The sequence below is a fragment of the Aliterella sp. E5.1 genome (assembly GCF_057473825.1).
This window is the reverse complement of sequence record NZ_JBYCCV010000012.1, coordinates 32,236-58,546: the sequence shown is the minus strand read 5'-3', so window position 1 is coordinate 58,546 and position 26,311 is coordinate 32,236. Positions and strand designations below refer to the sequence as shown.

The 26,311-nt window shown below is 44.1% G+C and carries 27 protein-coding genes; 18 read left to right on the top strand and 9 right to left on the bottom strand.

Annotation, left to right across the window (positions count from 1 at the left end):
* The first annotated feature begins 24 nt into the window (after positions 1 to 24).
* The 6 genes from AC2VE5_RS07025 to proS all read left to right on the top strand — a co-directional run bounded on the left by AC2VE5_RS07025 (position 25) and on the right by proS (position 7,229).
* A complete protein-coding gene (locus AC2VE5_RS07025; protein WP_486887050.1) occupies positions 25 to 1,206 on the top strand; it encodes a TetR family transcriptional regulator in 1,182 nt (393 codons plus the stop codon).
* Positions 1,207 to 1,240: 34 nt separating this feature from the next.
* A complete protein-coding gene (gene hpsJ-B / locus AC2VE5_RS07020) occupies positions 1,241 to 2,098 on the top strand; it encodes a hormogonium polysaccharide biosynthesis protein HpsJ (protein ID WP_486887049.1) in 858 nt (285 codons plus the stop codon).
* A 181-nt stretch (positions 2,099 to 2,279) separates the two neighbouring features.
* Entirely contained in the window at positions 2,280 to 2,975 is a 696-nt protein-coding gene (locus tag AC2VE5_RS07015; protein WP_486887048.1) for a DUF502 domain-containing protein, read from the top strand.
* Between the two features lie 49 nt (positions 2,976 to 3,024).
* The gene (nusB, locus tag AC2VE5_RS07010) at positions 3,025 to 3,666 is read left to right on the top strand and encodes a transcription antitermination factor NusB (protein WP_486887047.1); all 642 of its coding nucleotides are present in this window, start codon (positions 3,025 to 3,027) and stop codon (positions 3,664 to 3,666) included.
* Positions 3,667 to 3,729: 63 nt separating this feature from the next.
* Complete coding sequence (ftsY, locus tag AC2VE5_RS07005; protein ID WP_486887046.1) at positions 3,730 to 5,328, top strand: signal recognition particle-docking protein FtsY; 1,599 nt, start codon at positions 3,730 to 3,732, stop codon at positions 5,326 to 5,328.
* 92 nt (positions 5,329 to 5,420) lie between these two features.
* Positions 5,421 to 7,229 carry a proline--tRNA ligase gene (gene proS / locus AC2VE5_RS07000; protein WP_486887045.1) on the top strand — a complete coding sequence of 603 codons (1,809 nt, stop codon included), beginning with the start codon at positions 5,421 to 5,423 and terminating at the stop codon, positions 7,227 to 7,229.
* Between the two features lie 191 nt (positions 7,230 to 7,420).
* Here the strand turns inward: proS and AC2VE5_RS06995 are convergent, their stop codons facing one another.
* Together AC2VE5_RS06995 and AC2VE5_RS06990 are read right to left on the bottom strand one after the other, a co-directional pair.
* Positions 7,421 to 7,687, bottom strand: coding sequence for a BrnA antitoxin family protein (locus tag AC2VE5_RS06995; protein ID WP_486887075.1), 267 nt, complete (start codon positions 7,685 to 7,687; stop codon positions 7,421 to 7,423).
* Entirely contained in the window at positions 7,680 to 8,198 is a 519-nt protein-coding gene (locus tag AC2VE5_RS06990) for a GNAT family N-acetyltransferase (protein ID WP_486887044.1), read from the bottom strand. The genes AC2VE5_RS06995 and AC2VE5_RS06990 overlap by 8 nt, the downstream gene beginning before the upstream one ends.
* A 279-nt stretch (positions 8,199 to 8,477) precedes the next feature.
* Here AC2VE5_RS06990 and AC2VE5_RS06985 point away from each other — a divergent pair, with 279 nt between their 5' ends.
* Together AC2VE5_RS06985 and AC2VE5_RS06980 are read left to right on the top strand one after the other, a co-directional pair.
* A complete protein-coding gene (locus AC2VE5_RS06985) occupies positions 8,478 to 9,197 on the top strand; it encodes an LmeA family phospholipid-binding protein (RefSeq protein ID WP_486887043.1) in 720 nt (239 codons plus the stop codon).
* Between the two features lie 10 nt (positions 9,198 to 9,207).
* Complete coding sequence (locus AC2VE5_RS06980) at positions 9,208 to 9,810, top strand: GerMN domain-containing protein (protein ID WP_486887042.1); 603 nt, start codon at positions 9,208 to 9,210, stop codon at positions 9,808 to 9,810.
* A gap of 1 nt (position 9,811) precedes the next feature.
* Here AC2VE5_RS06980 and AC2VE5_RS06975 read toward each other — a convergent pair whose 3' ends face one another.
* The 3 genes from AC2VE5_RS06975 to efp form a co-directional block, all read right to left on the bottom strand.
* Complete coding sequence (locus AC2VE5_RS06975; RefSeq protein WP_486887041.1) at positions 9,812 to 10,207, bottom strand: ArsR/SmtB family transcription factor; 396 nt, start codon at positions 10,205 to 10,207, stop codon at positions 9,812 to 9,814.
* 69 nt (positions 10,208 to 10,276) lie between these two features.
* Complete coding sequence (accB, locus tag AC2VE5_RS06970) at positions 10,277 to 10,789, bottom strand: acetyl-CoA carboxylase biotin carboxyl carrier protein (protein ID WP_486887074.1); 513 nt, start codon at positions 10,787 to 10,789, stop codon at positions 10,277 to 10,279.
* 119 nt (positions 10,790 to 10,908) lie between these two features.
* Positions 10,909 to 11,466 (bottom strand): elongation factor P, encoded by a 558-nt coding sequence (efp, locus tag AC2VE5_RS06965; protein WP_486887040.1) that lies wholly within the window; start codon positions 11,464 to 11,466, stop codon positions 10,909 to 10,911.
* A 150-nt stretch (positions 11,467 to 11,616) separates the two neighbouring features.
* On the opposite strand from efp, the gene AC2VE5_RS06960 reads away from it, so the two are divergent.
* From AC2VE5_RS06960 to AC2VE5_RS06950, 3 genes are all read left to right on the top strand, one after another.
* A complete protein-coding gene (locus AC2VE5_RS06960) occupies positions 11,617 to 12,735 on the top strand; it encodes a peptidylprolyl isomerase (RefSeq protein ID WP_486887073.1) in 1,119 nt (372 codons plus the stop codon).
* Between the two features lie 119 nt (positions 12,736 to 12,854).
* Positions 12,855 to 13,379 (top strand): SMC-Scp complex subunit ScpB, encoded by a 525-nt coding sequence (scpB, locus tag AC2VE5_RS06955; RefSeq protein ID WP_486887039.1) that lies wholly within the window; start codon positions 12,855 to 12,857, stop codon positions 13,377 to 13,379.
* A gap of 261 nt (positions 13,380 to 13,640) precedes the next feature.
* Positions 13,641 to 13,985: a DUF760 domain-containing protein gene (locus AC2VE5_RS06950; RefSeq protein WP_486887038.1), complete on the top strand. Its 345-nt coding sequence runs from the start codon at positions 13,641 to 13,643 to the stop codon at positions 13,983 to 13,985.
* A 4-nt stretch (positions 13,986 to 13,989) separates the two neighbouring features.
* On the opposite strand, the gene AC2VE5_RS06945 is transcribed toward AC2VE5_RS06950, so the two are convergent.
* A complete protein-coding gene (locus AC2VE5_RS06945; protein ID WP_486887037.1) occupies positions 13,990 to 15,480 on the bottom strand; it encodes a SagB/ThcOx family dehydrogenase in 1,491 nt (496 codons plus the stop codon).
* Positions 15,481 to 15,914: 434 nt separating this feature from the next.
* On the opposite strand from AC2VE5_RS06945, the gene AC2VE5_RS06940 reads away from it, so the two are divergent.
* The 5 genes from AC2VE5_RS06940 to AC2VE5_RS06920 are packed head-to-tail and all read left to right on the top strand — an operon-like array spanning position 15,915 to position 20,313.
* Complete coding sequence (locus AC2VE5_RS06940) at positions 15,915 to 16,925, top strand: cation diffusion facilitator family transporter (RefSeq protein WP_486887036.1); 1,011 nt, start codon at positions 15,915 to 15,917, stop codon at positions 16,923 to 16,925.
* Between the two features lie 58 nt (positions 16,926 to 16,983).
* The gene (locus AC2VE5_RS06935; RefSeq protein WP_486887035.1) at positions 16,984 to 17,667 is read left to right on the top strand and encodes a hypothetical protein; all 684 of its coding nucleotides are present in this window, start codon (positions 16,984 to 16,986) and stop codon (positions 17,665 to 17,667) included.
* 3 nt (positions 17,668 to 17,670) lie between these two features.
* Positions 17,671 to 18,117, top strand: coding sequence for a hypothetical protein (locus tag AC2VE5_RS06930; protein WP_486887034.1), 447 nt, complete (start codon positions 17,671 to 17,673; stop codon positions 18,115 to 18,117).
* A gap of 47 nt (positions 18,118 to 18,164) precedes the next feature.
* The gene (locus AC2VE5_RS06925) at positions 18,165 to 18,368 is read left to right on the top strand and encodes a hypothetical protein (protein ID WP_486887033.1); all 204 of its coding nucleotides are present in this window, start codon (positions 18,165 to 18,167) and stop codon (positions 18,366 to 18,368) included.
* A 40-nt stretch (positions 18,369 to 18,408) separates the two neighbouring features.
* Positions 18,409 to 20,313, top strand: coding sequence for an alkaline phosphatase (locus AC2VE5_RS06920; RefSeq protein ID WP_486887032.1), 1,905 nt, complete (start codon positions 18,409 to 18,411; stop codon positions 20,311 to 20,313).
* A gap of 74 nt (positions 20,314 to 20,387) precedes the next feature.
* Here the strand turns inward: AC2VE5_RS06920 and dnaK are convergent, their stop codons facing one another.
* Entirely contained in the window at positions 20,388 to 22,307 is a 1,920-nt protein-coding gene (gene dnaK / locus AC2VE5_RS06915; protein WP_486887031.1) for a molecular chaperone DnaK, read from the bottom strand.
* A gap of 480 nt (positions 22,308 to 22,787) precedes the next feature.
* Between dnaK and AC2VE5_RS06910 the strand changes: the two genes are divergently transcribed.
* Positions 22,788 to 24,074, top strand: coding sequence for a protein kinase domain-containing protein (locus AC2VE5_RS06910; protein ID WP_486887030.1), 1,287 nt, complete (start codon positions 22,788 to 22,790; stop codon positions 24,072 to 24,074).
* Positions 24,075 to 24,190: 116 nt separating this feature from the next.
* The gene (locus AC2VE5_RS06905; RefSeq protein ID WP_486887072.1) at positions 24,191 to 24,931 is read left to right on the top strand and encodes a Uma2 family endonuclease; all 741 of its coding nucleotides are present in this window, start codon (positions 24,191 to 24,193) and stop codon (positions 24,929 to 24,931) included.
* 40 nt (positions 24,932 to 24,971) lie between these two features.
* Here AC2VE5_RS06905 and AC2VE5_RS06900 read toward each other — a convergent pair whose 3' ends face one another.
* A complete protein-coding gene (locus AC2VE5_RS06900; RefSeq protein ID WP_486887029.1) occupies positions 24,972 to 26,000 on the bottom strand; it encodes a zinc-dependent alcohol dehydrogenase in 1,029 nt (342 codons plus the stop codon).
* 70 nt (positions 26,001 to 26,070) lie between these two features.
* Complete coding sequence (locus AC2VE5_RS06895) at positions 26,071 to 26,235, bottom strand: hypothetical protein (RefSeq protein WP_486887028.1); 165 nt, start codon at positions 26,233 to 26,235, stop codon at positions 26,071 to 26,073.
* Positions 26,236 to 26,311 lie beyond the last annotated feature (76 nt).

Here is a 26,311-nt window from a genome sequence, read left to right as displayed (position 1 = left end):
AATGCAAGTATTACTTACATTCTTATGCCAACGCAAAATTTAACTAGACAAAAATTAATAGATGCAGCCTTAGAGCTATTTACGTCTCTTGGAGTTACAGAGACAACAACTAAAGCCGTAGCAGAATTAGCACAAGTCAATGAAGTAACTTTATTCCGGCATTTTGGCAATAAGCAGGGATTGCTGTTAGCAGTGTTAGAAGAATCCGCAGCCTTTGCTCAACCAGGCTCGGCATTACAATTTCCCGCCCAAGTAAATAGTTTAGGAGAAGCTATAACTCAATATGCGGAGTCCTACCTGCAAGCTGTAGCCCAAGCACCAGATTTATTACTATCTTTAATTGGTGAAGCTAGGCACTATCCCCCCCAAAACCGCCAAGCGCTAGGAAAAGGCATAAGTGAGGCAAATAGCTACGTGGCAAGGTATCTCGCCGCCGCTATGGAAAAATCGCCCGATTGTGGATTAGCCCCAGAAAAACTAGCAAGTATGCTCCTGGCGGCTTTATTAGGCTACTCCATCATTGAAAATACTTGCACTGACCAACAATTGTGGCGCGATCGCCAAGATTTTATTGACAACTTGGTACTATTGTTACAACCCAGGCAAGAACAAACTGGTACAGAAATCGCTATTAACGATTTGCCAGCTTCTTTAGTCCACGAGATTTTATATAGAGCTAAAAAAGCGCAACTGAGAGACTACGCTTTGATGTACGTTTTATTTGGTTCTGGTTTGTCAAAAGAGGAAATAGCTAGTTTAGAAAAGTCGCACCAAATTAACCAGAGCGATCGCCACTTGTTACAAATAACCCTAAATGGTAATGTGCGACAAGTCCCCGTCAACCAATGGATTATGGGTAAACGCTATGGCTCTTACACTCGCAATCCCTTGACTGGGTGGCTTAGAAGTCGCAAAGACGAGCATCCGGCGTTATTTTTGAATGATTCTGGGCTACCAATGTCTTCTCTAGATATAGATTTGCGTTGGCAGGCCCTAACAGAGGGCTTGTTGACACCGGAAGGGCGATCGCCAATCATTGAGCAAGCGGGGCAAACGTGGTGTATAGAAATGTTGAGCAAGGGCATGAAGCTAGAAAATTTGAGTATGCTTACGGGTTTAAATTTAACTAAGCTCCAGCCTTACGCACGTAGAGCGAAAGAAAAATTAGCCTTAGAACAAGCTATTAATCTTGATCGCAAATCTTAAAGTTCTTTTATTTATAACTTCTTACTTAAAACCAATGAAAGCTATCAACAAGCCTCAATCCCCTTTTATTGCCCAGATTTTGAAACTGGTGGGGATCGTATTAATTTTGTCTTTTCTATTAGATTTTGTGATTTTGGCTTTTCCGCCGGGAAATCGAGACGCACTGTGGCAAATTGGCTTTGTCACTGCCACTATCGATCGGGGGATCACACCTGTAATTGGCTTGGCTTTTTTGCTAGTAGGATACTGGTTCGATCGCAGTCCTAGCGATACGTTGACTCAGCCGCCACTATGGTTGAGCTTAAAGTTTTGGGCGCTATTATTATCTAGCTTATTGGGATTGCTGTTTTTAGTCATGATTCCTATACACATCAATAATGTAAATATTGAAAGCAGTAGGGCGGTAGAGCGGATTAATCAAAATTCCTTGCAAGAAGAAGCTAAGTTGCAAGCAGAGCTTAACCAATTTCAAAATCAATTAGGCGATGCCAACGTCCGTAGTAAATTAGAAGCTGAAAAAAATCGAGTCAAAGCCCAAGTTACCGCTTTACTGCAAAACGAACAGCAGTTTAATCAAGCCCTCAATAGCGATCGCACTCCCGAAACCGAAAAAAAATTGCTGCGCCAATTTAAAGCCAATCCCCAAGCTCTAGAAGCGTTTTTGGCAGAGCAAAGCGACCCCGTTGCTCTTGGTAGCAAGAGACTCTCGCAACTACAACAACAAAAACAGCAGTCGGTAAACCAAGCTAGACAAGAGGCTTTGCAGTCTAGTATTAGAATGACTGTCCGCAGTTTGTTGATATCGATTGCTTATATCTTTATTGGCTGGATGGGCTTAAGAAATCTAATTGGCGCAAATCGCTCGGCGACAACCCAATCTACCCTACAATAAGAATAATTGTTACGACCCTTAGTTAATAAAGTAATTATATGCTGAGTGAATTTAACTAAAAGTAATTATTAGTACGCTGCCCGCAGGACTTAAAGTAAGAACATAGATTGTGTGTAGGCTGTGGTTTGATTGCAAGTGCGTAAAATCCCAAAAGCAATTATCAAAGGAGAGTGAGCAATTAGTGCTCGAACGCTTCAAACAAAACTTAAAAAATGACTTAATTGCCGGATTATTAGTAGTAATTCCCCTAGCTACGACAATTTGGCTAACCATTACGATCGCTTCTTGGGTTGTAAACTTTCTCACGCGGATTCCTAAACAAATAAATCCGTTTGACGACATGAACCCAATTTTAGTAACTTTGCTGAACTTGGGAGTGGGTTTGGCTGTACCGCTATTGTGCATTTTGCTCATAGGCTTAATGGCACGCAACATCGCTGGACGGTGGTTGCTAGATGTAGGCGAAGATGTATTAGAAGCAATTCCTTTAGCAGGAGCGGTTTATAAAACTTTAAAGCAACTCCTCGAAACCTTACTTAAAGACACCAATGGAAAATTTCGCCGCGTGATTTTGGTAGAGTATCCAAGACGAGGAATATGGGCGATCGCTTTTGTCACAGGTAGCATGAGCAATGAAATTCAAGCGCAGATGGTGCGCCCCGTGCTAAGTGTATTTATTCCTACTACTCCGAACCCAACTACTGGCTGGTATGCGGTAGTGCCAGAAGACGAAGTAATCAATTTATCCATGTCTATTGAAGATGCTTTTAAAGTCGTGGTATCGGGTGGAATTGTTGCTCCCAATACCCTCATACCTTCTATCGCTGGATTGCCAGACCTTAAACTCGACGAAGCACCCCATATAGAAAAAATGTAGACTTGGCGCTAAAAATTGCTACTATAAATCCTCCTCGCCCCTAATTTCTATGAAAACCCAAACACCCCGCCAAGTTGCCCGCGAACTCGCACTCTTGAGCTTGAGCCAACTGCCACAATCATCCCAAAAGCTAGAAACTCAAGAAATTTCAACTTTGCTGTCTGCTGCAATCGGCGTTCTTACAACCGAAGCCCAAGACGCGCTCACCAATGCGTCAGGAGAACTACAACGGAGTAGCGATCGCTTGCTCAGCAGTGAAATTCGTTCTACAGATGTAGAGTCAGCCCGGACAATGGTAACCGAAGCTGTAGAAGTGACTCAAAGCGCCATCAATCGCTTGGGTGTAGCCTTGGAATTGCCAGATTGGATTCAAAGGGCAAATCAACAAGAAGTCCGCAGCTATACTATCAGTATTATGGCTACAGTCAGCGCCAAGCTAACTCAGATAGACGAAATATTAGGAAAAGCTTTGGTAGATTGGCAAGTAAATCGGTTAGCCAAAATCGACCGTGATATCCTCCGCATTGCGATTTGCGAAATCTTGTTTTTAGGTCAACCCGATCGCATTGCTATCAACGAAGCCGTAGAACTTGCCAAACGCTACAGTAGCGATGAAGGATATAAGTTTATCAATGGCGTGATGCGCCGGGTGACAGAGCAACTAAAAGCTCCCACCGCTCCAGCTTCTTAATTAAATTAAATTCTGCCCTGGATTTGTTCAAAAATACTCCTCCCATTCATGTAAGTTAGTCCAATGGTTTTTAATTGGTTCCGCCGTCAATTTAACGATAAAGATACCTCGCATCCAGAAGAAGAACAGCCTGCGGTTATAGAGGCGGAGGTAGAACCAGAAGCACAAACAGCTTCAGAAGAAGACGTTGCGGCAGAATACTTAAAATGGGCTAAAGCTGCTTACCAAAATATTCAACAACAGCAAGCACAATCTACTCAAGAAAGCGTTGCTGAAGTTGCACCACCTCAAACTGAGCCAGAAACGCAACAAGTAACGGCGGAAACTTCAATAACAGAAGCAAACTCAACAACCCTAGTTCCCGTAGCCGATGAACCAGACTCAGAAACGCTAGGATCGGAAGCTGTGCAGGTGGACGAACCAGATCCGGAGTCAGCAACAGTTATTCCCCAAGCTGAGGAACCAGACTCAGAAACGCTACTTGAAGACAAATCCAAAGAGCTAGACTCGGAAACTAAGGCAGAAACCGCCCCTCTGCCATTTTGGGCGCAAGCTGAAGCTGACAGATTAGCAAGAATAGAAAGGCTCAAAGCTACAGCCATTGAAGTTGAACCGGAAGTATTGCCACAAGTCCAACCTACAGAAGACGTATTAGTTGCTTTTGATGAAGGCTTTTTGTGGTCAGCGGAAATTTTAGCTTCTCAAGGTCGTCGCCCGGAAGATGTTTCTTTAGAAGAAATTACCTGGCTAAAAAAACTCCGGCAAGGATTAGATAAAACGCGCCGCAGTATAGTTAATCAACTGAAAGCAATAGTCGGTCAAGGACCGCTCAATCAAGCTGCTGTAACGGAAATAGAAACATTGCTATTGCAAGCAGATGTTGGGGTTCAAGCGACCGACTATATTATTAATGCCCTGCAAGAGCGACTGAAGCAAGAAGCCTTACCCGCCGACGAAGCGATCGCTTACCTCAAGCAAATCCTCCGCGATATGCTCGATCGCCCCTTAGAAACTTACTCCCGTACCTTTGTCCCCGAAAAAGACACGCTCAATATTTGGCTGATGACAGGGGTCAATGGCGCAGGTAAAACTACTACTATTGGCAAAATCGCCCACATTGCCCAAAAGTCTGGCTATAAATGCTTGATTGGCGCGGCGGATACTTTTCGGGCGGCGGCGGTGGAACAGGTAAAAATCTGGGGCGCAAGAAGTGGAATTGAAGTAGTAGCTAATCCCGGACAAAATACCGACCCCGCCGCCGTGGTATTTGATGCGATCGCGGCGGCGCAGTCTCGTTCTACAGAACTATTGCTAGTAGACACGGCGGGACGATTGCAAAACAAAAAAAACTTAATGGACGAACTAAGCAAAATTCGCCGCATTGTAGACAAAAAAGCCCCCAATGCCAAGGTTGAATCGCTGCTTGTATTAGATTCTACTCTCGGTCAAAATGGACTGAGACAAGCGGAAGTTTTTGCCGAAGCAGCGCAATTAAGCGGTGTGGTTTTAACTAAACTTGATGGCACGGCTAAAGGTGGAATTGCCTTAGCAGTAGTGCAGCAACTAGGTTTACCTATTCGGTTTATTGGTGCGGGGGAAGGGATAGAAGATTTGCGCCCCTTTTCTAGCTACGAATTTGTGGAAGCATTACTCAGTAGTTAGAAATCGCCTCTTTTTCTAATTAAAATCTGCGCCTGGGGATGCTTTAAACTAAAAATTGCGATCGCCAAATAGTTACAGATAGGTTACGAGCAATGCGACTTTCAAAAATGTTATTTGTTACTCTGCGGGAAGATCCTACAGAGGCAGAGATTCCCAGTCACAAATTATTACTCCGAGCAGGTTACATCCGTCGCATTGGTAGCGGTATCTACGCTTATCTACCTCTAATGTGGCGCGTATTGCAAAAAGTTTCGGCGATCGTGCGCGAAGAAATGAACGCGACAGGCGCGCAAGAATGCTTGTTACCTCAAATGCAACCTGCGGAGTTGTGGCGCGAATCTGGACGCTGGGATACTTACACCAAAGCCGAAGGGATTATGTTTTCCCTCATAGATCGTCAAGATCGAGAATTAGGCTTAGGTCCCACCCATGAAGAAGTAATTACCACTGTCGCCCGCGAAACCATCCGCTCTTACCGCCAATTACCCGTACATCTCTACCAAATTCAGACTAAGTTTAGGGATGAAATTCGTCCCCGCTTTGGCTTGATGCGCGGACGGGAATTTATTATGAAAGATGGCTACTCTTTTCATACCGATACCGAAAGCCTGAAAAAAACTTACGACGATATGCACCAGGCTTATAGTAATATGCTGCGCCGTTCGGGTTTAGCATTTCGAGCCGTACAGGCAGATTCCGGCGCAATTGGCGGTTCGGGTTCCCAAGAATTTATGGTATTGGCGGAAGCTGGAGAAGACGAGGTACTTTATACCGAAGATGGACAATACGCCGCTAACGTAGAAAAGGCTATTTCTTTGCCACCCGATGCGGAAACGTCACCCTTTACAACTTACGAAAAGCGCGAAACTCCAGGGACAGAGACAATCGAGAAAGTTTGTAAGCTGCTTGGTTGTTCGCCGACTACTTTAGTTAAAAATGTGCTTTATCAGGCAGTTTATGACAATGGTAAGACAGTTCTAGTCTTAGTTAGCATTCGCGGCGATCGCGATGTCAATGAAGTTAAGTTGCAAAACCATTTAAGTAGCGTAGCTGGGCAATATAGCGCCAAAAATGTTTTAGCTTTAACCGTTCCAGACACCGAAGCACAGAAGAAATGGGCAGCTAAATCTTTACCTTTGGGTTACATTGCGCCCGATATTGGTGACGATTATATAACTAGCGATCGCACTATCCATCCCAAATTCTTGCGCCTAGTTGATGAAACCGCCGCCTCACTGCAAAACTTTGTTACTGGTGCAAACGAATCTAACTACCACGTAGTCGGCGCAAATTGGGGGCAACAATTGCCACAACCCGCCCAAGCTATAGATCTGCAAAAAGCAAAAGCAGGCGATCGCGCGGTTCACAATCCTCAGCAAACTCTACAAAGTGCAAGAGGCATTGAAGTCGGGCATATTTTCCAACTAGGAACTAAATACTCCCAAGCCTTGGGTGCTACCTATACAAACGAACAAGGGGAGGAATTGCCCTTAGTGATGGGTTGTTATGGTGTGGGGGTGTCGCGTCTAGCACAGTCGGCTGTAGAGCAATCTTACGATAAAGATGGAATTATTTGGTCAGTTGCGATCGCGCCTTACCACGTGATTATCTGCATTCCCAATATCAGCGACACCGAACAAGTGCAAACGGCGGAAAAACTATACACAGAATTAAACGCCGCCGGAATTGAAACTTTACTAGATGATCGCAATGAACGGGCAGGAGTTAAGTTTAAAGATGCTGATTTAATTGGCATACCCTATAGAATCGTTACCGGGCGCAGTCTGAAGGAAAATAAAGTTGAAGTAGTCGAAAGAAAAAACCGCCAATCTCAAGAAATCCTGATTGATGAAGTGGTAGCTACTTTAAACCAGTGGATCAAAGCCGCCTTAAGTGCTTAAAGTAGATAATTTTTCACTTTCTAAGCTTGCACTTTTACGGGCGCTTTCAAGAGTTCAATGTTTTGAATCTCTAGGATGCCACTACTTTCAAAATCAACGCTAATCTGAACTTTCGTAGGATTAGTGTCTTGCTTGAAATGGGCGCGAACTTCAAAAGAACGCCAATTTTCAGTTTGTAAAATGCTTGTTGACTATGCTTTATGGGCTTCTGCATAAATCCGTAGTGCCGCAGCCATTTTCTTCTCATAATCCTCACCCTGAGCCTGAAACCAGGCTAGTGTGTTGGGATCTACCTGAACAAGAACATTTAATGGCTCTACAGGTTTCCACCACCGCGATTTACTAAAAAACTCCTCTGTCAATGGCGGAATCTCAGAAGTGTCAATTTCTTCCTCTGTAAGGGAGTCAAGTTTCTCCCAATTCGTCTTTGAGGTATTGTTCATAGCATTCTCATTTATTTTCCTCGATGCCTGCGCTAATCTCCCACTTCCACACCGCTCCATCTTCTGGATCGATACTTTCCGCTACTTTGGTCATTCCACACTTTTGTAATACCCTAGTCGAGGCGTTAGGCTCTGCTAAGGTATGGGCGCAAACGCAGTCAACTAACGGTGATGCGATCGCAATTTCAATAAGTTGTTTTACAGCCGAGGTTGCCACACCTCTATTTTGATAGCTTGGAGCGACGGAGTAGCCAATTTCCACTGTGCGGTTATCATCGGGAACGGATTTAAAGCCTCCAAGTCCAACTATTACGCGATCGGGACGAAAGAAAAATAAATAACATAGCCACGGATGCCAAATTTGCTTAGCTTGCATTTCGTTGAGGCTGTGCTGAAGCACTGCTCTAAATCCCCTAGGTAAGTATCGGTCAACTACCTGAAACCGATAAACTTCAAAAAAAGCACTCTCACCCTCAATCAGCTTTTCAAGATGTTCAACGGAGCAAGGAACAATTTCTACATCCACTATTCAACCCTCCTACCTTTCTAGCCCTTAAAAACTAACCAATAAGAAATATTGCTCTCCCAAATAACCTTACTGAAAATCCCGAACTAGAAGAAGGTAAAATTCTTCAAGCTTTAGAAATCAATATATCTATCGCTAAAAAAGTCAGTAGTACATCAATCAGCTTTACAAAGCACAACGGTGGAATTTTTAACAATTTTCCTATCTAGCCTCTTGGGTCTAGTTTCGCGTCCAGGCTTAGTTGTCGAAAAGGTGGCAAGTAATGCCCTGCGATAGCGCTTGCGCGCACGCACGGCTTCGCAGTTTGCCAGTGTTGAACAGCTACAAGTCCGCATCGACAACCCTCCCAGTCACCAACTATTGCAAGGTAAAATTCAAAAAGCCCGTATAGCTGGTAGAGGTTTGCGGCTAAAACAGCCAGCTATTCGCCTAGAAGTGTTGGAACTAGAAACCGACCCCATTGACTTAGATATCCCTAGTCTAGGACGAGGAAAACCAAAACTAGAGCAACCTTTACAAGCTGAGATACGTCTAGTTATCAATTCCCAGAACACCAATCAAGCTTTGAAGCCAAAAGCTGTAGTAAATAGGTTGCAAAACTTGGGGTTTGATATCTTCCGAACCCCATCTAGGGAGCAACAACGCTTGCAAGCCGTCAATCCCCGCGTGGAATTATTACCCAACCGTCTGCGATTGCAAGTAGAACTAACCGAAGTTGATGCCTCGCCCCTAGGGATTAAAGTAGAGATGGGACTAAATATTATTGCTGGACAGCAAATTCAACTTGTTGACCCCGTAATATATGTAAACCAGGAGGAAGTACCACCACAAATTGTGGATGCGATCGCAAGCAACCTCAATCAACAACTCAATCTCGCCAAACTAGAAGCTTACGGCATCAGCGCGCGAGTTTTAAAGTTAGCGATCGATCGCCAACAGCTAGAAATTGCTGCTTTTGTACGCGTAGACAATTCTGCCCGATTTTTTAAAAAGTCTTAGGAGATAACCAATGACACGACAACAAAAAGTTAACCCTATTTCTGGAGGTGCGATCGCCCTCGCTGTCACCGCAGCCTTAGCGGCGGGCGGGGGTCTTGCTTGGTGGGGTTTTCAAGCAAATAATCCCATTACGCCCAACGTTGCACCCAATGTAGTCCAGAATCCTACACCGCCCGCTACCGTACAATCTACCACCGCAAGAATCTACTTACTCAAAGACACGGGCAGGAATTTAGAGCTTGTTCCTACGCCGATTGAAGTCAACACCGACCAGCCCGACGCTGTACTCACAGCAGCTTTTAATAGTTTACTGGCAAATATTGACGGCAAAATTGCAAGTAGTACTATTCCTGAAGGAACCAAACTTCGCAGCTTGAAGATTCAAGAAGATGGCATTCACGTTGATTTATCAACAGAATTTACTACCGGAGGCGGTAGCGCCTCGATGAGCGGTCGTTTGGCACAGGTTATTTATACAGCAACAACCTTACAACCTGACGCAAAAGTGTGGATTGATGTAGATGGCAAACCCTTAGAAGTTTTGGGCGGTGAAGGCTTAGAAATAGACCGCCCGATGACACGCCAAGGCTTTGAAGAAAACTTTTCGCTCTAGATCATGAATAAGGCAAGCCCCTTGCCTCTTGCCTTTTACCTCTGATTCCTTGTCCCTTGCCATTGAGAGCGCGAAATTGGTGGGCTTGTTGTTCGATCCGATTGGCTAAGCGATCGCATACTTGGTTACATAGTTCAAAAATCATTTCATCTTCCACGCGGTAATAAGCACAAGTCCCTTCGCTGCGACGGCTCAAAATACCTGCCTGCCACATAATCTTTAAGTGCTTAGAGACATTTGCCTGACTTGTATGAGTCGCCTCTACAAGTTCTTGCACGCATTTCTCGCGATCACGCAGCAAATTTAGTAGACGCAAGCGCATCGGTTCGCTTAGGAGGCTGAAGTATTCAGCTACTTGCTGCACAATTTCTGATGGTCCAGATATTGCTGATTTCATGAAGATCACCCTAAAAGCACTGATCCCAAGATTTTAGCAAGGAATTGGAAATCAAACCGTTTATATTCTTTAGTTCGGGTTAATTCGCATCAAAGGTTGCCCGTATTCTATGGGTTCGCCGTCTTGAACGAGAATTTGAACTACCTGCCCAGACACCTCGCTTTCAATCTCGTTCATCAGTTTCATCGCTTCAATAATGCACACTGTTTGACCCAGACTAATGCGATCGCCAACTTCGACAAAAGCTGCTTCTCCAGGAGCCGGGGCGCGGTAAAATGTACCTACCATTGGGGAAATTACTTCTACAAATTTTTGCTCAAGAGGTGGCGAGCTTACAGGGGCTTGGACATTTACTACTGGCTCAATGGGGCTGCTATCGACTAATTCTGTACTAGGGGTCGTCGCCGCCGGGAGTGCTGACTTAGAGCTACCCACTGCCGATCCTGGTGACATTCCCTCACTGACTCTAGGATTTTTTCGGATCGTCAATTCAAAATCATCGCTTTTGAGAGCAAACTCGGTGATATCAGTTTGAGAAATTGTAATTAAAAGTTGGCGCAGTTCGTTAAAATCGAGTGGCACAGCAGGTATTGACCTCATTTATTCGCGATCGCATTATTTTTCTAACTCAGAAAAATGTTGCAATTAATACCAATTTATCTTTTCAAATTAGCTGAAGTAAGGCTTCTCCTCAACAATCTTTATTCTCGTCCCTGGTAGCTATCGGTACGGGTATCAATGCGGATGCGTTCGCCAGTAGTGATAAATAAGGGAACCATGATCGTTGCGCCAGTTTCTACGGTAGCGGGTTTTGTACCTCCGGTTGCCGTATCGCCTTTAACCCCAGGATCTGTTTGCGTTATTTCTAAAACTACCGTATTGGGCAATTCAACTTCCAATATTTGCTCGTCCCAGCGCACGACGTTTACTTCCATGCCTTCCTTAATGTACTTAACGCGATCGCCAATTTGGCTGGCGCTCAAGCGGCTTTCTTCGTAGGTTTCCATATCCATAAACACATACTCATCAGCTTCTTTGTAAGTATGCTGCATGGTACTTTTTTCTAAGTTCGCTTGCGGTACTGTTTCCCCGGCTCTAAATGTGCGTTCAATAACACTGCCAGATTGGGAATTTTTTAGTTTCGTCCGCACGAAAGCTGAACCTTTACCCGGCTTGACGTGGAGAAATTCTACTACCCGCCAAACAGAGCCATCTAATACAATCGTTACACCCGGTCTGAAGTCGTTACTAGAGATCATGAGGAAATTGACAGGATTTTTTTTGCAGGACAATCGGCATTTATTGTACCGCTTGGAGGGGACAAGGAAAGGAGGCGCAAAGATTTTGAAGTTTTAGTTGCAACTTCGGTAAGGTAAACTGATTTGATGGCGCATTTTTTTAGCTATCCCATGACAAAATTGTGGAAACGCTGGCGTAGAGCCAGCCTAGTTGTAACTCTACTTGCTGTCCTATTTCTAGGAACCAGTGCGATTGGCTGGACTCCTGCAAGTTTCGCCGCCTTGCCGGCGGGTAATGCGATTACCGACGGCAAAGCATTGTTGCGCTACTCACTACCCATTGACAACCCAACTGTACGAGAATTGCAAGCAAGTCTAGAAGATATTGCTGCCCAACTACGCGCAAATCGGCGCTGGGGTGCTATTTCGAGCGATCTAAAAAAAGCAAACAAAATTGTTAAAGATAGATCGGCAAAACTACTAGCAACAGTTCCTGAAGATCGCAAACCTCAAGCGATCGCCTTAATCGATCAAATTCAAGCCGGGATAGAAACTCTCCAACCGGCGGTGGAAGCTAAGGAAAAAAATCAAATTTGGGAAGACCGAGCTAAGTTGCTAAATTTAGTAGGACAATTGGAAGACCTGATGGCTGTAGGTTTTCCCTTTGAAGTACCAGCAGAGTACAGCAATTTGCCTCAACTTAAAGGTCGCGCCACCGTAGAATTAACCACAAACAAAGGCGATCTTACAGTTGTTTTAGATGGTTATAGCGCCCCAGTTACGGCAGGAAACTTTGTCGATTTGGTACAAAGAGGTTTTTATAATGGCTTAGAGTTTACGCGCAGTGAAGACTCTTACGTGCTGCAAGTCGGCGATCCGCCTGGTAAAGAACAAGGATTTATCGACCCTGATACTGGCAAATACCGCGCTATTCCTTTAGAAGTGCTTGCCGAAAATGATAAGACTCCAACTTACGGAATTACTCTAGAGGATGCTGGGCGTTACCGCGATGGGGTAGTTTTGCCTTTTTCTGCTTACGGAACCGTCGCTATGGCTCGTCCTGAAGGCGAACCTAATGGTGCGTCATCGCAATTTTTCTTTTTTCTGTTTGAACCAGAACTTACCCCCGCCGGGAGAAATTTGTTAGATGGTCGCTACTCGGTGTTTGGTTACTTGACTGAAGGTAAAGAAGTTTTGGAACAACTCAAAGCTGGAGATGTAATTAAATCAGCTAAAGCTGTATCGGGATTAGAAAACTTGGTAGAGCCAAAAGTAGCTGCTAGTAAATAAAAATCATCTAAAGTTCTGGGAATTACCCCCGCATTTTTTGCGGGGGATTTTTGTAACCTCGATCCAGTCTATGCAAGAATACCTGTAACTCAAAATCTAATGTTTCTATCTTTGACTCAATGCGCTTAGCTACCAAAATTGAAGCCATCCTTTACTTGAAAGGTCAGCCGCTAACGATCGCCGAAATTGCAGAATATGCAAAAGTCGATCGCCCAAGTGTTGAAGAAGCCTTAATTGAGCTTATAGACGACTACGCTCACCGCGATACTGCTCTTGATGTTGTCGAAACTAATTCTAGTTATAGTCTGCAATTGCGTTCAGATTTTCAATCGTTGGTTCAAGTTTTGATTCCTCTAGAAATGGGTGTAGGAGCCTTGCGGACTTTGGCAGCGATCGCTCTCCATTCCCCAATTACTCAAACTCAATTAGTCGATTTACGCGGCTCTGGCGCTTATCAGCACGTCCAAGAACTGGTAGAGCTAGGTTTTATCCGCAAACGCCGACAAACCGATTCCCGCTCTCATTTGCTATCAATTGCGCCAAAATTCAATCAGTATTTTCAGATGGATCAACTGCCACAGCAATTGCTCGAAAGCCAGCCCCATCAGCTAGAAATGGAATTTGCTGCTACAAACAATAATTAAAAAAGATTTACTATCTGCCACCCCTGGCACGGCTCAATTCAATAGTTATAATTGTTAGTTTGCTAAAATTTATACATTACAGATTTGTAATAGTTGAGATAATGCAAGCACGCAAATTAATTGAGATGAAAATTTGTTGCTGTTCTTAAAAATGCAACTAAGCCCAAAACTAATGTATAAAATTACGATAAACTGCCAATGGCAGGTTGCCGTTTGTAGCAATCGTACGTCACATTAGAGATCGATTATCTAAAACTACACATGGTTTTTAATTCTGACTTTCTCAGCGACAGCGCCCAAGAAGACCGAGTAAACCCCTTGTTAAAATATCTCCAAAGTCAATCACCAGAGATTTTGTCTCACGTTGCCAAGTCTGCCAGCCCCGAAATTAAACAAATAATCTCTCACAACGTCCAGGGCTTGGTAGGAATGCTGCCTTCGGAGCATTTCAATGTCAAAGTTTCTACAGACAAAGACAACTTAGCTGGTTTACTCGCGTCAGCAATGATGACAGGCTACTTTTTGCGCCAGATGGAGCAAAGAATGCACTTAGAAGATTTAGCCGACTCGGCAATGCCACCTCAAGATCCCAATAGCAAAGATTAATTGTTCAGCGCGGACGACCTAGAGTAGTGATGTAGATGGCAGCTTCATCAACAGGAATGCCCAAAACTTCATTGACGCGATCGTCAAAAAATCCGGCAATCCCGCTTACACCCAAATTGAGGCGGATAGCAGCCAAGTTGAGGCGTTGCCCCAAATGCCCAGCATCCATGTGGAGGTAACGATAAACGCGATCGCCATACTGAGTTATTGCTGCTTGTAAGTCGGCGGTATGAAACAAAACTGCTGCCGCATCCCGTCCCAAATCTTGCCCCAGGCAAAGAAAATGCAATTCTCGGCGGAAGTTTTTAAATCGGATTTGCCGCAATTCTTGAGTTTTGGGCGCGTAGTAATAACAACCAGATTCTAAGCCTTCTACCCCAGACACAGCGATAAATGTTTCAATTAAGTGCAAAGCAAAGTAATCGGGGGTTCCGTCTAGTTCTTGCTCAACGTAGTGCTGGGGTTGGTAGGTAAAATTGAGTAAAGCGTTGAGTTCTGCCAAAGTTAAGTTTTCGCCATTGTAAGTGCGAGTGGAGCGACGTTGAAAAATAGTTTGTTCTAACGCTGATAACTTTCCGCCCCAATCAATAGGCGGGGAAATAGTTGGAACTTTGAGGCAAAAAGGAAAATTGTATTTGTCTTCACTAATACTTGGGCGCTCAACTGGAGTCATAGATTCAATCGCTGTAGCGCGGTGGTAGTAAGGCAATAGCTGACCATCAGAAATCGCTGGATACTGGGTTTGGACGGTAGAAGCTAAAGCTGTTAAACCACGAGGTAGGTTTTCTTGGACATCTAACAAATCTGCCAAGCCAATAATAGAAATCGCACCTTCAGTATCCGCATCTAAATACAGCAAATTATTTATCGCTTCATCGATAAAGCCGCCGATGAGATGGGGGCGAAAATCATTGATAGCACTAGCAAGTTCGATATTGCCGAGTAGATGCCCTGTATCTAAAAATATCCGGCGATAAGCCCTGTCTTGATAGCGCCAAGCCGAGCGATAAAATACCGCCGTAGTAGCGACAGCAAGCTGGGTGTGTTGCAATACTGGATGCCAAAAACAAGCCGATTGCAAACTTTGCCAAACCTCACTTTCCCAAAAATGGACTAAACAATGATTTTGAGCTTGGTAGTTGTATAGTCCTGGTGGCAGCAATGGCGTACCGCGAGAAACTAAATAAATTTCGGCAGGATATAAGCCCCCTGCCGAAGGCGCAGCCCTTAAGTATATAGGCGCTCCCATTGTATCTACCCTAGCTGTCAACCCATAGCTAGATAATAGTAGCCGCGACAACCGCCGCCACCATACTTCTGTTGTTTCCTCTTGGAGGTATAGTTTTAGATCGATAGTTTTCCCTAGCTTGTACTCTTTAAACGGTGCTGGTTGCTTACTCCAGTCCAAACCTTGGCTTCTAGAAGCGATAGTCTCTGGATCGTATTTAGTCCGTTCGTGATAGTGCTGAGTTATGGAGGGTTGCAGTTCTGGCATCGAAGTTTAAATAAGCTTCATATGGTGTTAAATATTGACACTTTTCGCCGTACAAGAAAAGTAGGATTAGTTAAAAAACTTTGAACTAATCCTACTTTCGTCAGTAATGTCAGCCTTTTGAGGGAGATTAGCTAGTAATATCCTACAAATTGAGAAATTAATTCAAATAGTCTACTTTTTAGCATTTTTTGCCGTTTGCTCAGAAAAATTAGAGCCTTTGATAGTCAACAATGACTAAATTATTTAATAAGTTTCTCCTAGCCACCGAGCGCCAACCCCGTATTATTACTGATTTTTTCTTTACGATTACTATTTTTTCTTTGAATTGCCCGTATTTTTACCCAAACTTAATCAAAGCTTAGTTTCTTACGATAGGAAAAACTACTAAAGTACGTTCAGGTATTCATCCGTTTGTAGGCAAACAGGGATTGGAGATGGCGTTCTCGGTGGAACAAGATATTAGTCATCATCGCACCGCAATAACACTGAGTCCTTGCTGCGATTATTCAAAGATAATTAATACTGGTAGTAACGAGCAGAAAACCAAACTACTATGGTTTTCGGTAATTATACTAAGTAGTTTTTTTATTGCCGAATTAGCGACAGGGCTTTGGAGCGGTAGTTTGGCACTCCAAGCAGATGCAGGACATATGCTCTCAGACCTTAGCAGCTTAGGTCTAGCGATAGTATCTAAAAAATTAGCTACTAGACCTGCTAGTAAACGAGCGACCTTTGGACATCAGCGAGTAGAGGTTCTAGCAGCTTTAGCTAACAGTATTGCTTTAATTGTGATCGCTTTATCGATTGCTTGGGAAGGTGCAAGCCAGTGGCTAGAACCAACTCCAGTAATGGGGCTACCGATGGTGATATTAGCAGGAATTGGGCTATTGGTTAATAGCATCAATATTGCCTTACTCTACAAAGCAAGCCAAAACGATCTGAACTTACGCGGGGTTTTCCTGCATATGGTGGCAGATACGGCTAGTTTTTTAGGTGTAATTCTGGCGGCTATAGCTATCTACTTTTTCCATTGGTTGTGGGTAGATGGGTTTGTTAGTTTGTTAATTGCTTGTTTCTTGGGGTGGGGTGCTTTGCCTGTACTTCAAGAAAGCTGGGCAGTTTTGATGGAGTATGCACCCAATCCAATCAATTTAGCGGAGGTTGAAGCAGCACTCAAATCCTTCAATACCGTTGAGCAAGTAGAAAAATTACATATTTGGACAATAAGTTCTAACCGAATAGCACTGGTTGCTCATCTAAATGTAAATTTGCCTAGTGGTAGCGATCGCGATCGCTTATTAGGACAGCTAAAAGCTCACCTGAAGCAAGAGTTTGATATTGGAGAATGCACCTTAGAGCTAACAAGCTGTACCAAAGAATCCTTTGTTTTGCATCCTTTACTCAACAGCAATCTAATTGAGTTATTTGCTCGCCAACAACGTTAGATCGCCAATTGCTAAAAAGAACAAAATTTAATCTGTTAACTTAGCCACCCTAACAAATATGCGCGTCCATCATTTTGCACTTCTACTTGGGCTGACTACAGCAATTACATCTACCCAGCTATCTGTACAGGCTGCGGCGATGACCTATCAAATCCAGTCTGGTACAACTAGCTTGAGTTTAGATGAAGCTCTTTCACCCTTCGGTCTATCTTACAAGGTAGACTTTGATATTATTCCTCCCAGCAACGATCCTAATATTGTCGGTACCAACTTTACTTTCAGCTACGACGACCAAACAAAAGCTTTTACTCCCCTAAGTGGCACTATTGAGCATACAGGTAGCGTTGCTTTTAATGTAGACCAAGCACAGTTAGCTTTGCTATCCCCCTTTGAAATTGGTGACTTCTCCTTTGAGTTTGACGACGCTGGTTACTACCTTAGAGATAACGTCAGCACTGGTCAAAGACTATTTGACCTCAAAATAAATAGCGCGCCTACCTTTGATGGCACGAATTTATTAATTGAGGGCGCAGACGTATTAGTTTCTCAAGACTTTGACTATCTTCTAGACAATGCTACGGGTTCCGACTTGCCACTATTTGGTTTTAAAGTTGCTCAAGCACAAGTCAGCGCTACTGCCGTTCCCGAACCAGAAACTAATATTGCAGCCTTACTGTTACTAGCGGCTGGTATGGGTATGGCAATTAAGCGGCGGCATCAAGCTAAAAAGTTAGAACTTTAAGCAATGAATATAAGCCGCGCAATTCTTACTAGCTTAGTAGTTTTGTTAAGTAGCCCTGCTATTGCTTGGGCAGAAGACAAGCAAATTACTTATACACTCAATACTCAAAGTAATCACAGCCATCAAGCTTTGACAAAGCAAGCAGAGTCTTTGACAGGAGAATTAATCGAGCAAGCCTTCGCACAAAATCCTAGATTGACAGAAGTCACAGTGTCCATCATCGGCGAACGTAACGGTCAAGAAGTACCTCTATTGGCTGCTAAAGTTTCTCGCGCTAACTGGCAAAAAAATCCCCAAACTCAATCGTGGACGCAGTATTTCAGCAACTCTGCTGTACTGCTAGGCTTCAAGCAATTGCAGTCACCAACAAATGTAGTGCGTCCACAAAATAGTAACTTCATAGCTAAAGAAGTAGCATCTTCGCACCTAGAACCCAACTTTTACGAGTAAGCCAGCACAATTTCACTTTTCCTAACAAACAAATAGAGGCATCAGCAATGATAAATATCCTGAAAAAACGTTGGCAACGGGTAGCTTGGTTTATAGCTAGTTTTTTGACTGTCATGTTGTTTTCGTTCACTTCTAACCAAGCACCAACTACCGCCGCAGCTAGTCCCAAAACGGTAGTAAAGTCTAGTTTTTCTAGTGCCGCCTTTAAACAAGTAGCAGCTTCGCACCTAGAACCTAACTTCTACAAGTAATTTCAATCTCAAAAAAAATTAGCTAATTAGAGGCACTGCAATGATTGCATGGTTTGGAAGACACCTACGGTGGCTGGCTTTTTCATGGGCAAGTTTACTATGTACAAGTATGTTGGTGTTTGGAATGCCAGCACAAAACGCGATCGCCGCAGGTAACGGAATCAACGTTATTTTAATGATCGGTGATGGCATGGGCTGGGAAATGGCTCGCGCGGCCGCCGTTGCCAACGGTACTCCTATGTACAAAGGTGGCAAGGGTAGAGGTCTAAGCTTTCAGAACCTAGCTGGTTACGCTCAGATGACCACTTACGGAACCACAATTGCTGGTTCTACCATAGATGATGATGACAATCCAGTAGTTGATGCCAACGGCAATCCCGTAATTGCCTTTGATACTGGTAATTCTGCTTTAGATAATTCCAATTTAGATAACACCGATCCCCTAACGGCAACGGGTGCAAGTCCAGTTCGTCCTGGTTTTGCCTTCAAACCCTTACCTTTTAATCCTGGTACTGAGGCAGATGGTGGTAGCACTGATTTGTCGCTAGGTAACTTAGTCGGTTACGAACCACAAAGAGGCGGCCCAAATCCTTGGACACCTATTAGCCCTACGCAATCTACTGCTGACGGTTACGACAAAGAGTACATCAAGTACAGCTACCCCGACTCTGCTAACACAGCAACCACACTTTATACCGGGGTTAAGACTTATAACAACGCAGTCGCTGTAGACATCTTTGAGAAAGACCTGACCACAATTTTGCAAACTGCCACTAAACTTGGCAAATCTACAGGCGTAGTTACTTCTGTACCAATTACTCATGCCACTCCGGGAGCCGCGATCTCTACTGTCAACCGCCGTGCTAAGTACGACCAAAATCCAGCTGTAGCCACTAGCCCTGCTCCTGCCTTAGACAGTATTTTGCAGGATGCTCTAACACAGTTCAAGCCCACAGTATTGTTAGGCGGCGGTCATCCATTAGATTTCCAAAACAGAACTAATGTTGGACCAGTTAATAACTACACTTACATTAAGCAGGAGACCTACGATACCTTAAGAACCAATCCCACTAATAACCGTTACGGTTACACTTTCTTAGAGCGCGGTCCTGATGCTGCCAAGAAGCTAATCGATACAGCAAAAGGAATCGAACCAGAATCAGGCGATCGCTTGCTCGGCTTGTATGGCGCTCGCGGTCAAAATGGTAACTTGCCAGTCAGTTCAGCCAATGGCGACTATAGCACTACTGGTCTTGATATGTTCTCATTATTTTCTACGGCAACAGATGAGGATAATCTTACCCCAGGAATTCCTCAGCCTGATACTGTTCGTCCGTTAGCTCCCGGCGAAACTGATGCTCAATTCATAGCCAGAGAAGTAAACGAAAACCCTACTTTGGCAGATTTGACAACCGCAGCTTTGGAAGTTGTCAGCAAAGACAAAGACGGCTTCTGGATGATAATTGAAGGCGGAGACATTGACTGGGCTGCTCATGATAATAATATGGACAACCTAATTGGGACAATGAATAGTTTTGATCAAGCTGTCCAAACAACAATCGATTGGATCGAGAAAAATGGCGGCTGGAGAAAAAATCTCCTAATTGTTACTGCCGATCACGATCACTACTTAACTTTGAATGACAACTTCCCCGAACTATTAAAAACTAAGGGAGCAGAAGCTTTAACTTTTGTAGAGCATAACCCCGCCAATGCCGGACACTTCTGGGGTTCAGATCCTAACGTAAAATACGGCTGGGGCAGTCATACTAACCGTCTAGTGCCAGTTTATTATCAAGGAGGAACTTCGACCTTGACACAGTTTATTGGCAAAGGCTACAAGGCTTATGGATTTGACGTGCCTGGGGTTCCTGGCGCTGTAGATCAAGTCCACATTTATCAAGTCATGCTCAACGCACTTACAGCACCCGTAAGAAGAAGTTAGTTTTAAATCGCCTACAAAACAAAACAAGGGGAGGCATAACGCCTCCCCTTGTTTTTATGACTTAACTAGATGTATTACTTAGACTCGGTAAAATCCGCATCAATTACATCATCGCCACTAGGGGTAGAAGCAGAACCACTACCACCATCATCCCCAGGAGTACCAGGTGCTTCACCGTCGCCACCGCCACCACCTTGCTGATACAAGTTAGCGCCGATAGTGTACAGAGTTTGCTGGAGTTCGGGCATCAAGGTTTTGATTTGATCGTCATTTTCTGAAGCGATCGCATCTCTGAGGTTTTTGACCATGCCTTCAATCTTAGCTTTGTCATCGGCGGGGACTTTATCGCCCAAGTCAGCAATTTGTTTTTCTGCTTGGTAGGCTAAAGAATCTGCCTGATTTTTGCGTTCGATTTTTTCACGGCGCTCTTTGTCGGTAGAAGCATTTTGCTCAGCTTGCTGTACCATCCGCTCGACTTCAGATTTGTCGAGGGTAGAAGCGCCAGTAATGCTAATGGACTGCTCTTTACCGCTACCTTTGTCTTTAGCTGTGACATTGAGAATACCGTCGGCATTGATGTCAAAGATAACTTCAATTTGCGGTACGCCGCGAGGTGCTGACGGAATACCATCTAAACGGAATGTTCCCAAACTCTTGTTATCGGTAGACATTTCCCGCTCTCCTTGGAGGACGTGAATTTCTACATTGCTTTGACCATCTACCGCCGTTGAGAATACTTCCGACTTTTTGGTAGGAATAGTTGTGTTGCGGGGAATAATTTTAGTCATTACGCCACCGAGGGTTTCTACTCCCAATGATAGCGGGCTAACGTCGAGTAGCAAGATTCCGGTAACGTCTCCTGCTAATACTCCAGCTTGGATTGCCGCACCTACAGCTACTACTTCATCAGGGTTGACAGTTTGATTAGGATCTTTGCCGAGTATCCGCTTCACTAAGTCTTGGACGGCAGGAATCCGGGTAGAACCACCTACTAAGACAATTTCATTGATGGCACTTTTATCTAACTTGGCATCGCGCATCGCATTTTCTACAGGAATGCGGCAGCGATCGATGAGGTCAGAACAAAGTTCTTCAAATTTGGCACGGGTTAGAGTCGTATCTAGGTGCTTGGGCCCGTCTTGGGTAGCGGTAATAAAAGGTAAGTTGATTTCCGCTTGAGTGACGCTAGATAGCTCAATTTTTGCTTTTTCTGCCGCTTCTGTTAAGCGCTGCAAAGCTTGCTTATCTTTGCGTAAGTCGATGCCTTCTGAGCGTCTAAATTCGTCAGCTAAGTAATCGACGATCTTTTTATCAAAGTCGTCACCACCCAAGTGAGTGTCACCGGAAGTTGCTAATACTTCAAATACACCATCGCCTACTTCTAGCACCGATACGTCAAACGTACCGCCACCAAGGTCAAATACTAAGATCGTTTCGTTGCTCTTTTTGTCGAAACCGTAAGCCAAAGAAGCAGCCGTAGGCTCGTTGATAATCCGCAATACTTCAACTCCAGCAATGCGTCCGGCATCTTTGGTAGCTTGACGCTGGGAGTCGTTGAAATAAGCAGGGACGGTAACTACAGCTTGGGTGACAGTTTCACCTAAGTATTTGCTAGCATCTTCTACCAGCTTTCGCAGCACTTGAGCAGAGATTTCTTCGGGGGCAAACTGCTTGCCAGCACCAGGACAGTCTAATTTGACATTGCCGCTACCATCGCGAATAACTTTGTAAGAAACTTCGGTTGCTTCGTGGGTTACTTCTTCGTATCTACGTCCGATAAAGCGCTTGACCGAATAAAAGGTATTTTCGGGGTTCATTACCGCTTGACGTTTGGCGATTTGACCAACTAAGCGATCGCCATTTTTGGCAAAGGCAACGACTGATGGCGTTGTCCGAAAACCTTCCGCATTAGCAATTACGGTGGGCTTGCCACCTTCCATCACTGCTACGCAAGAATTTGTTGTACCTAAGTCAATTCCAACTACTTTTGCCATTGGAGATATTTAGCTCCCTATAACTACTAAAAATTTATGGACAATTCAAAACTAAAAATTGCACTCAGTACGTTGGTTTTTGTACTATTTTATATACTGAGCTTGACTAGCCAATGGTTCCTAGGGGGGTTTTCCGAACCTGGGGCAGGGCGGTCAATTTCTGAGGATTGGCTAACAAAATGATTGCTACTTGTCTTCAATTACTTTCACTGTTGTTAATGTAAGTAAATTTCAGGCTTGAGTAATTAGTGCGAACCGTAATTTAATAGTTGTGTTTGCCGTCCGTAGGCGTTTTTTAACGGTCGTGGCAGTGTCTGTTGATAAATTTTTGCTCTACAAACTGCCAAAAGTACCTAAATATATGTCATTTATCGCTTTGATTACTTTGATAGGTTAGAAGTCAGCTATCCAATCTCAACATATTTTCAATTACTGTAGAACTGGCTGTGAAGCCCAACAGTAGTAGATTCATTGCGTCTTATGATGTTAGGCAAGTTGTTAAAGCAGCGTTACCAAATTGTTGAAGCCTTGAGGGCAGGAGGAGGATTTTGTCAAATCTATCTAGCTAAAGACATTACTCAAGCAAATTGCCCCAAATGTATTGTCAAGCAACTACTACCAACAACAGGCAATTGTGCCAGTAGCTTGGTGGAAAATATTAAGAAATCGCTGGTTAGAGAAGGAGAAGCCCTCAACACGCTCAGCACCTATAACCGCGTTCCTGACCTTTTGGCTTACTTTGAGGAAGATGGAGAGTTTTACTTAGTCCAAGAGTTGATTGAGGGCTATTCTCTCTGTACGGAAATCTATCCTGGTTGTTGCTGGAGCGAAAATCGAGTTATTCGACTTCTCTACGAAGTATTGGAAATCTTAGCGGTAGTGCATAGCTATGGATTAATTCATCGCGATATCAAACCAAGCAATCTAATTAGACAAAACGGCACGCACAAGTTGGTTTTGATTGATTTTGGTGCAGCTAAGCAAACTTGGACGCAAGCAGTCATAGACTACGAAAAAACTCGCATAGTTGCCTTGGGTGCAGACGCTACGATCGCCATCGGTACGCCAGGATATATGCCCGCCGAGCAAGAACGCGGCACTCCTAGACCTAGTAGCGATATTTATGCTTTGGGCATGATGGCTATTCAAGCCCTGACGGGGCTAAATCCTTCCCAACTGCTAGAAAACTCGGAAACCGGAGAAATTTTGTGGCAGCAGCACGTTAAAGTTTCCCATGCCTTTGCTGGTATTTTAAACAAAATGGTGTCTTACCACTTTAAAGACCGCTATCAATCGGCGACAGACACTTTACAGGCACTCCAACCGCTAATTAATCTGTCTATTCCCCCCACAGGGCAAGAAACGCCAGCTTTTCAAGAGCTTGCCAGCAATACTAATTTAAAAGGCAAACAGAGGCTATCTGTTGTATCGGGCGCGATCGCATTTCTTTTGGCTTTAAGCGCGGGCGGCTACTATTTGCTGTCCTCACCTTTTCCTACTCTTAGAGCCGAAAAACCCCTAGCTGCGGCTGCTTCAAATGCCACTTTAATCCATACCTTAAAAAGTCATACAAATGTTGTTTGGTACGCTATTTCAAGCTTTGACGGTCAAACATTAATTAGTAGTAGTGGAGACAAAACAATCAAAGTATGGAGCTTAGTAACAGGAAAGTTGCTGCGGACTTTAGCAGGAAATTCCGAGCAGGTTTTGTCGGTGGCAATTAGTCAGGGCGATCGCACTATTAAAGTTTGGCGGCTTGGGCCTTAAGCTTTTCGCTAAGGCGCGATCGCACTTTGTGTTGGAGTGTAGTCGTGCGATCGCATGAGCCGAAAGCAGATAATAGAATAAATCAAATAATTTTTTACCTTCAAGCAGAGGTTGCCGTGTCTGTTACTACTCAAACCCCTGAATCGCAGCTAACCATTTCCTATCCTCTTTTGCCAGAAGATTTTATTCTCCCCGATGACCTAGTAGAAAATACAGACCAGCCTTTATTAGCGGCGGCTTTACGCCAACCTTTGACCGCCTTTCCCAATCTAGTGCAGGATGCTTTAGTTGTTTCTAACTTTGCTTTGTGTGCCGCAATTGGCAGGAGAATTATTTGTAAAGCACCAGACTTTTTGTATGTGCGACCTGTAAATCTAAGACAATCATCTCAAATTCGCCGCAGCTATACTCCTAATACGGAAGGGGTAATTCCTCAAATAGTGATGGAGTTTCTTTCTGCTACTTATGGCGAAGAATACTCTGTTGAGTTTACAGAGGGTGTAGGTAAGTGGTTTTTTTACGAGCAAGTTATTCAAGTACCTCGCTATGCAATCTTTCGACCAGATACCGGGCGACTTGAAGTTTATGCTTTAGAAGCTGGACGCTATCAAGTTCAAACCCTAGAAGAATCAGAACGTTGTTGGATACCTGGATTAGAGCTATTTTTAGGAGTATGGGAGGGAACCCACGAAGGCAGAACTGGCTATTGGCTGCGATGGTGGGATGCTCAGGGGGAACTACTATTGTGGTCAGAAGAACGGGTAGAACTTGAACGCCAACGGGCTGAACAAGAACACCAACGAGCAGAAAGATTAGCAGAACAGCTACGTCAGTTGGGAGTAGATCCAGAGGTTTGAGTGCTGCAACAAAGGGCGATCGCGCATCAGCCACTTTTCGTTAAGGTGCGATCGCTACTTTGATTACTTTTCGCGCTTTCATATCCTGAAATACTTGCTCTAAGTCTTGCAATGAGCGTTTTTCGCTAATTAATAATTCAAAAGGGATGCTTCGACTAGCTAGGAGCGATAATGCTGCGCGTACATACTCAGGAGTGTTGTGAAATACGCCTTTAAGAGTTAATTCGCTGTAATGCAGTTGTTCGGTATTGACGCTAATTGTCGTATCTCGCGGACAACCACCAAAGAGATTAACTGTTGCGCCAGGGCGCGCTAATGCGATCGCATCTTCCCATACACTAGGTACGCCTGTCGCCTCAATTACTACATCTGCGCCCCATCCATCGGTTAAATCTTTCACTACTTGGGTAGTATCTTCTATGTGTTTGTAGTTAAATGTTTTAGCTGCCCCTAGTTTTTCTCCAACTTGCAACCTCGCCTCATTACCACCAAATAACAATACTTCTGCGCCTATTTGATTGGCTAATACTGCCACAAACATGAGTCCAATTGCTCCATCTCCTAGCACTACTACGCGCTTACTTGCCAAAACATTCGATCTGGCGACTCCGTGCAATACGCAGGCTAAAGGTTCCGTTAATGAAGCTAATTCATGCGGCAATTCGTCAGGAATAGATAGCAAGTTCTGCTGGACAATCGGGGCAGGAATTTTTAGATATTGAGCGAATGTGCCGTTATTCCAAGTGATATTTGGGCAAAGAGAATACTCTTGCTGTTGACAAAAAAAACATTTTGTGCAAGGAGCCGAATTATTAGCAACAACGCGATCGCCTATTTGCCAATTGTTGACATTTTGCCCGACAGCAACAATAGTTCCAGCAGCTTCATGTCCAAATAAAGTCGGAAGTTGTAACATTTTGGCATGACCACCCCGCCGCCATACTTTCAAATCTGTACCGCAAGTAGTGGCACTAGAGACTTCAATTACAACTTCCCCGTCGGCAACAGTAGGATCGGCAACTTGTTCTAAGCGTAAATCTTCCTTACCGTAGAGTAGGGCAGCCAGCATAAATTTATTGTCTGTAATTTGGGTTTCACGATTTTATCAGGGTTCAGACAACTTTTTGCTGGCATAGTTACTAGCGTTTGCTGGCAACGGCTGGTTCTTTGGGCGGTATTTTGCTAACTGCTAAAATTGGTACTTCTTGCCAACAGGAGGTACAAAACCAATACACACCACGTTGGCGGACGTGACGTAGCAAAGGATTACCGCAGCAAGGGCAATTACTATTATGGTCTTGCATAATTTATCTCCGTGTTTCAAAAAGAATGAAGCGCGATTTTTTAAAGCAGTACACCGATCTAAAAAATGTGAAATTA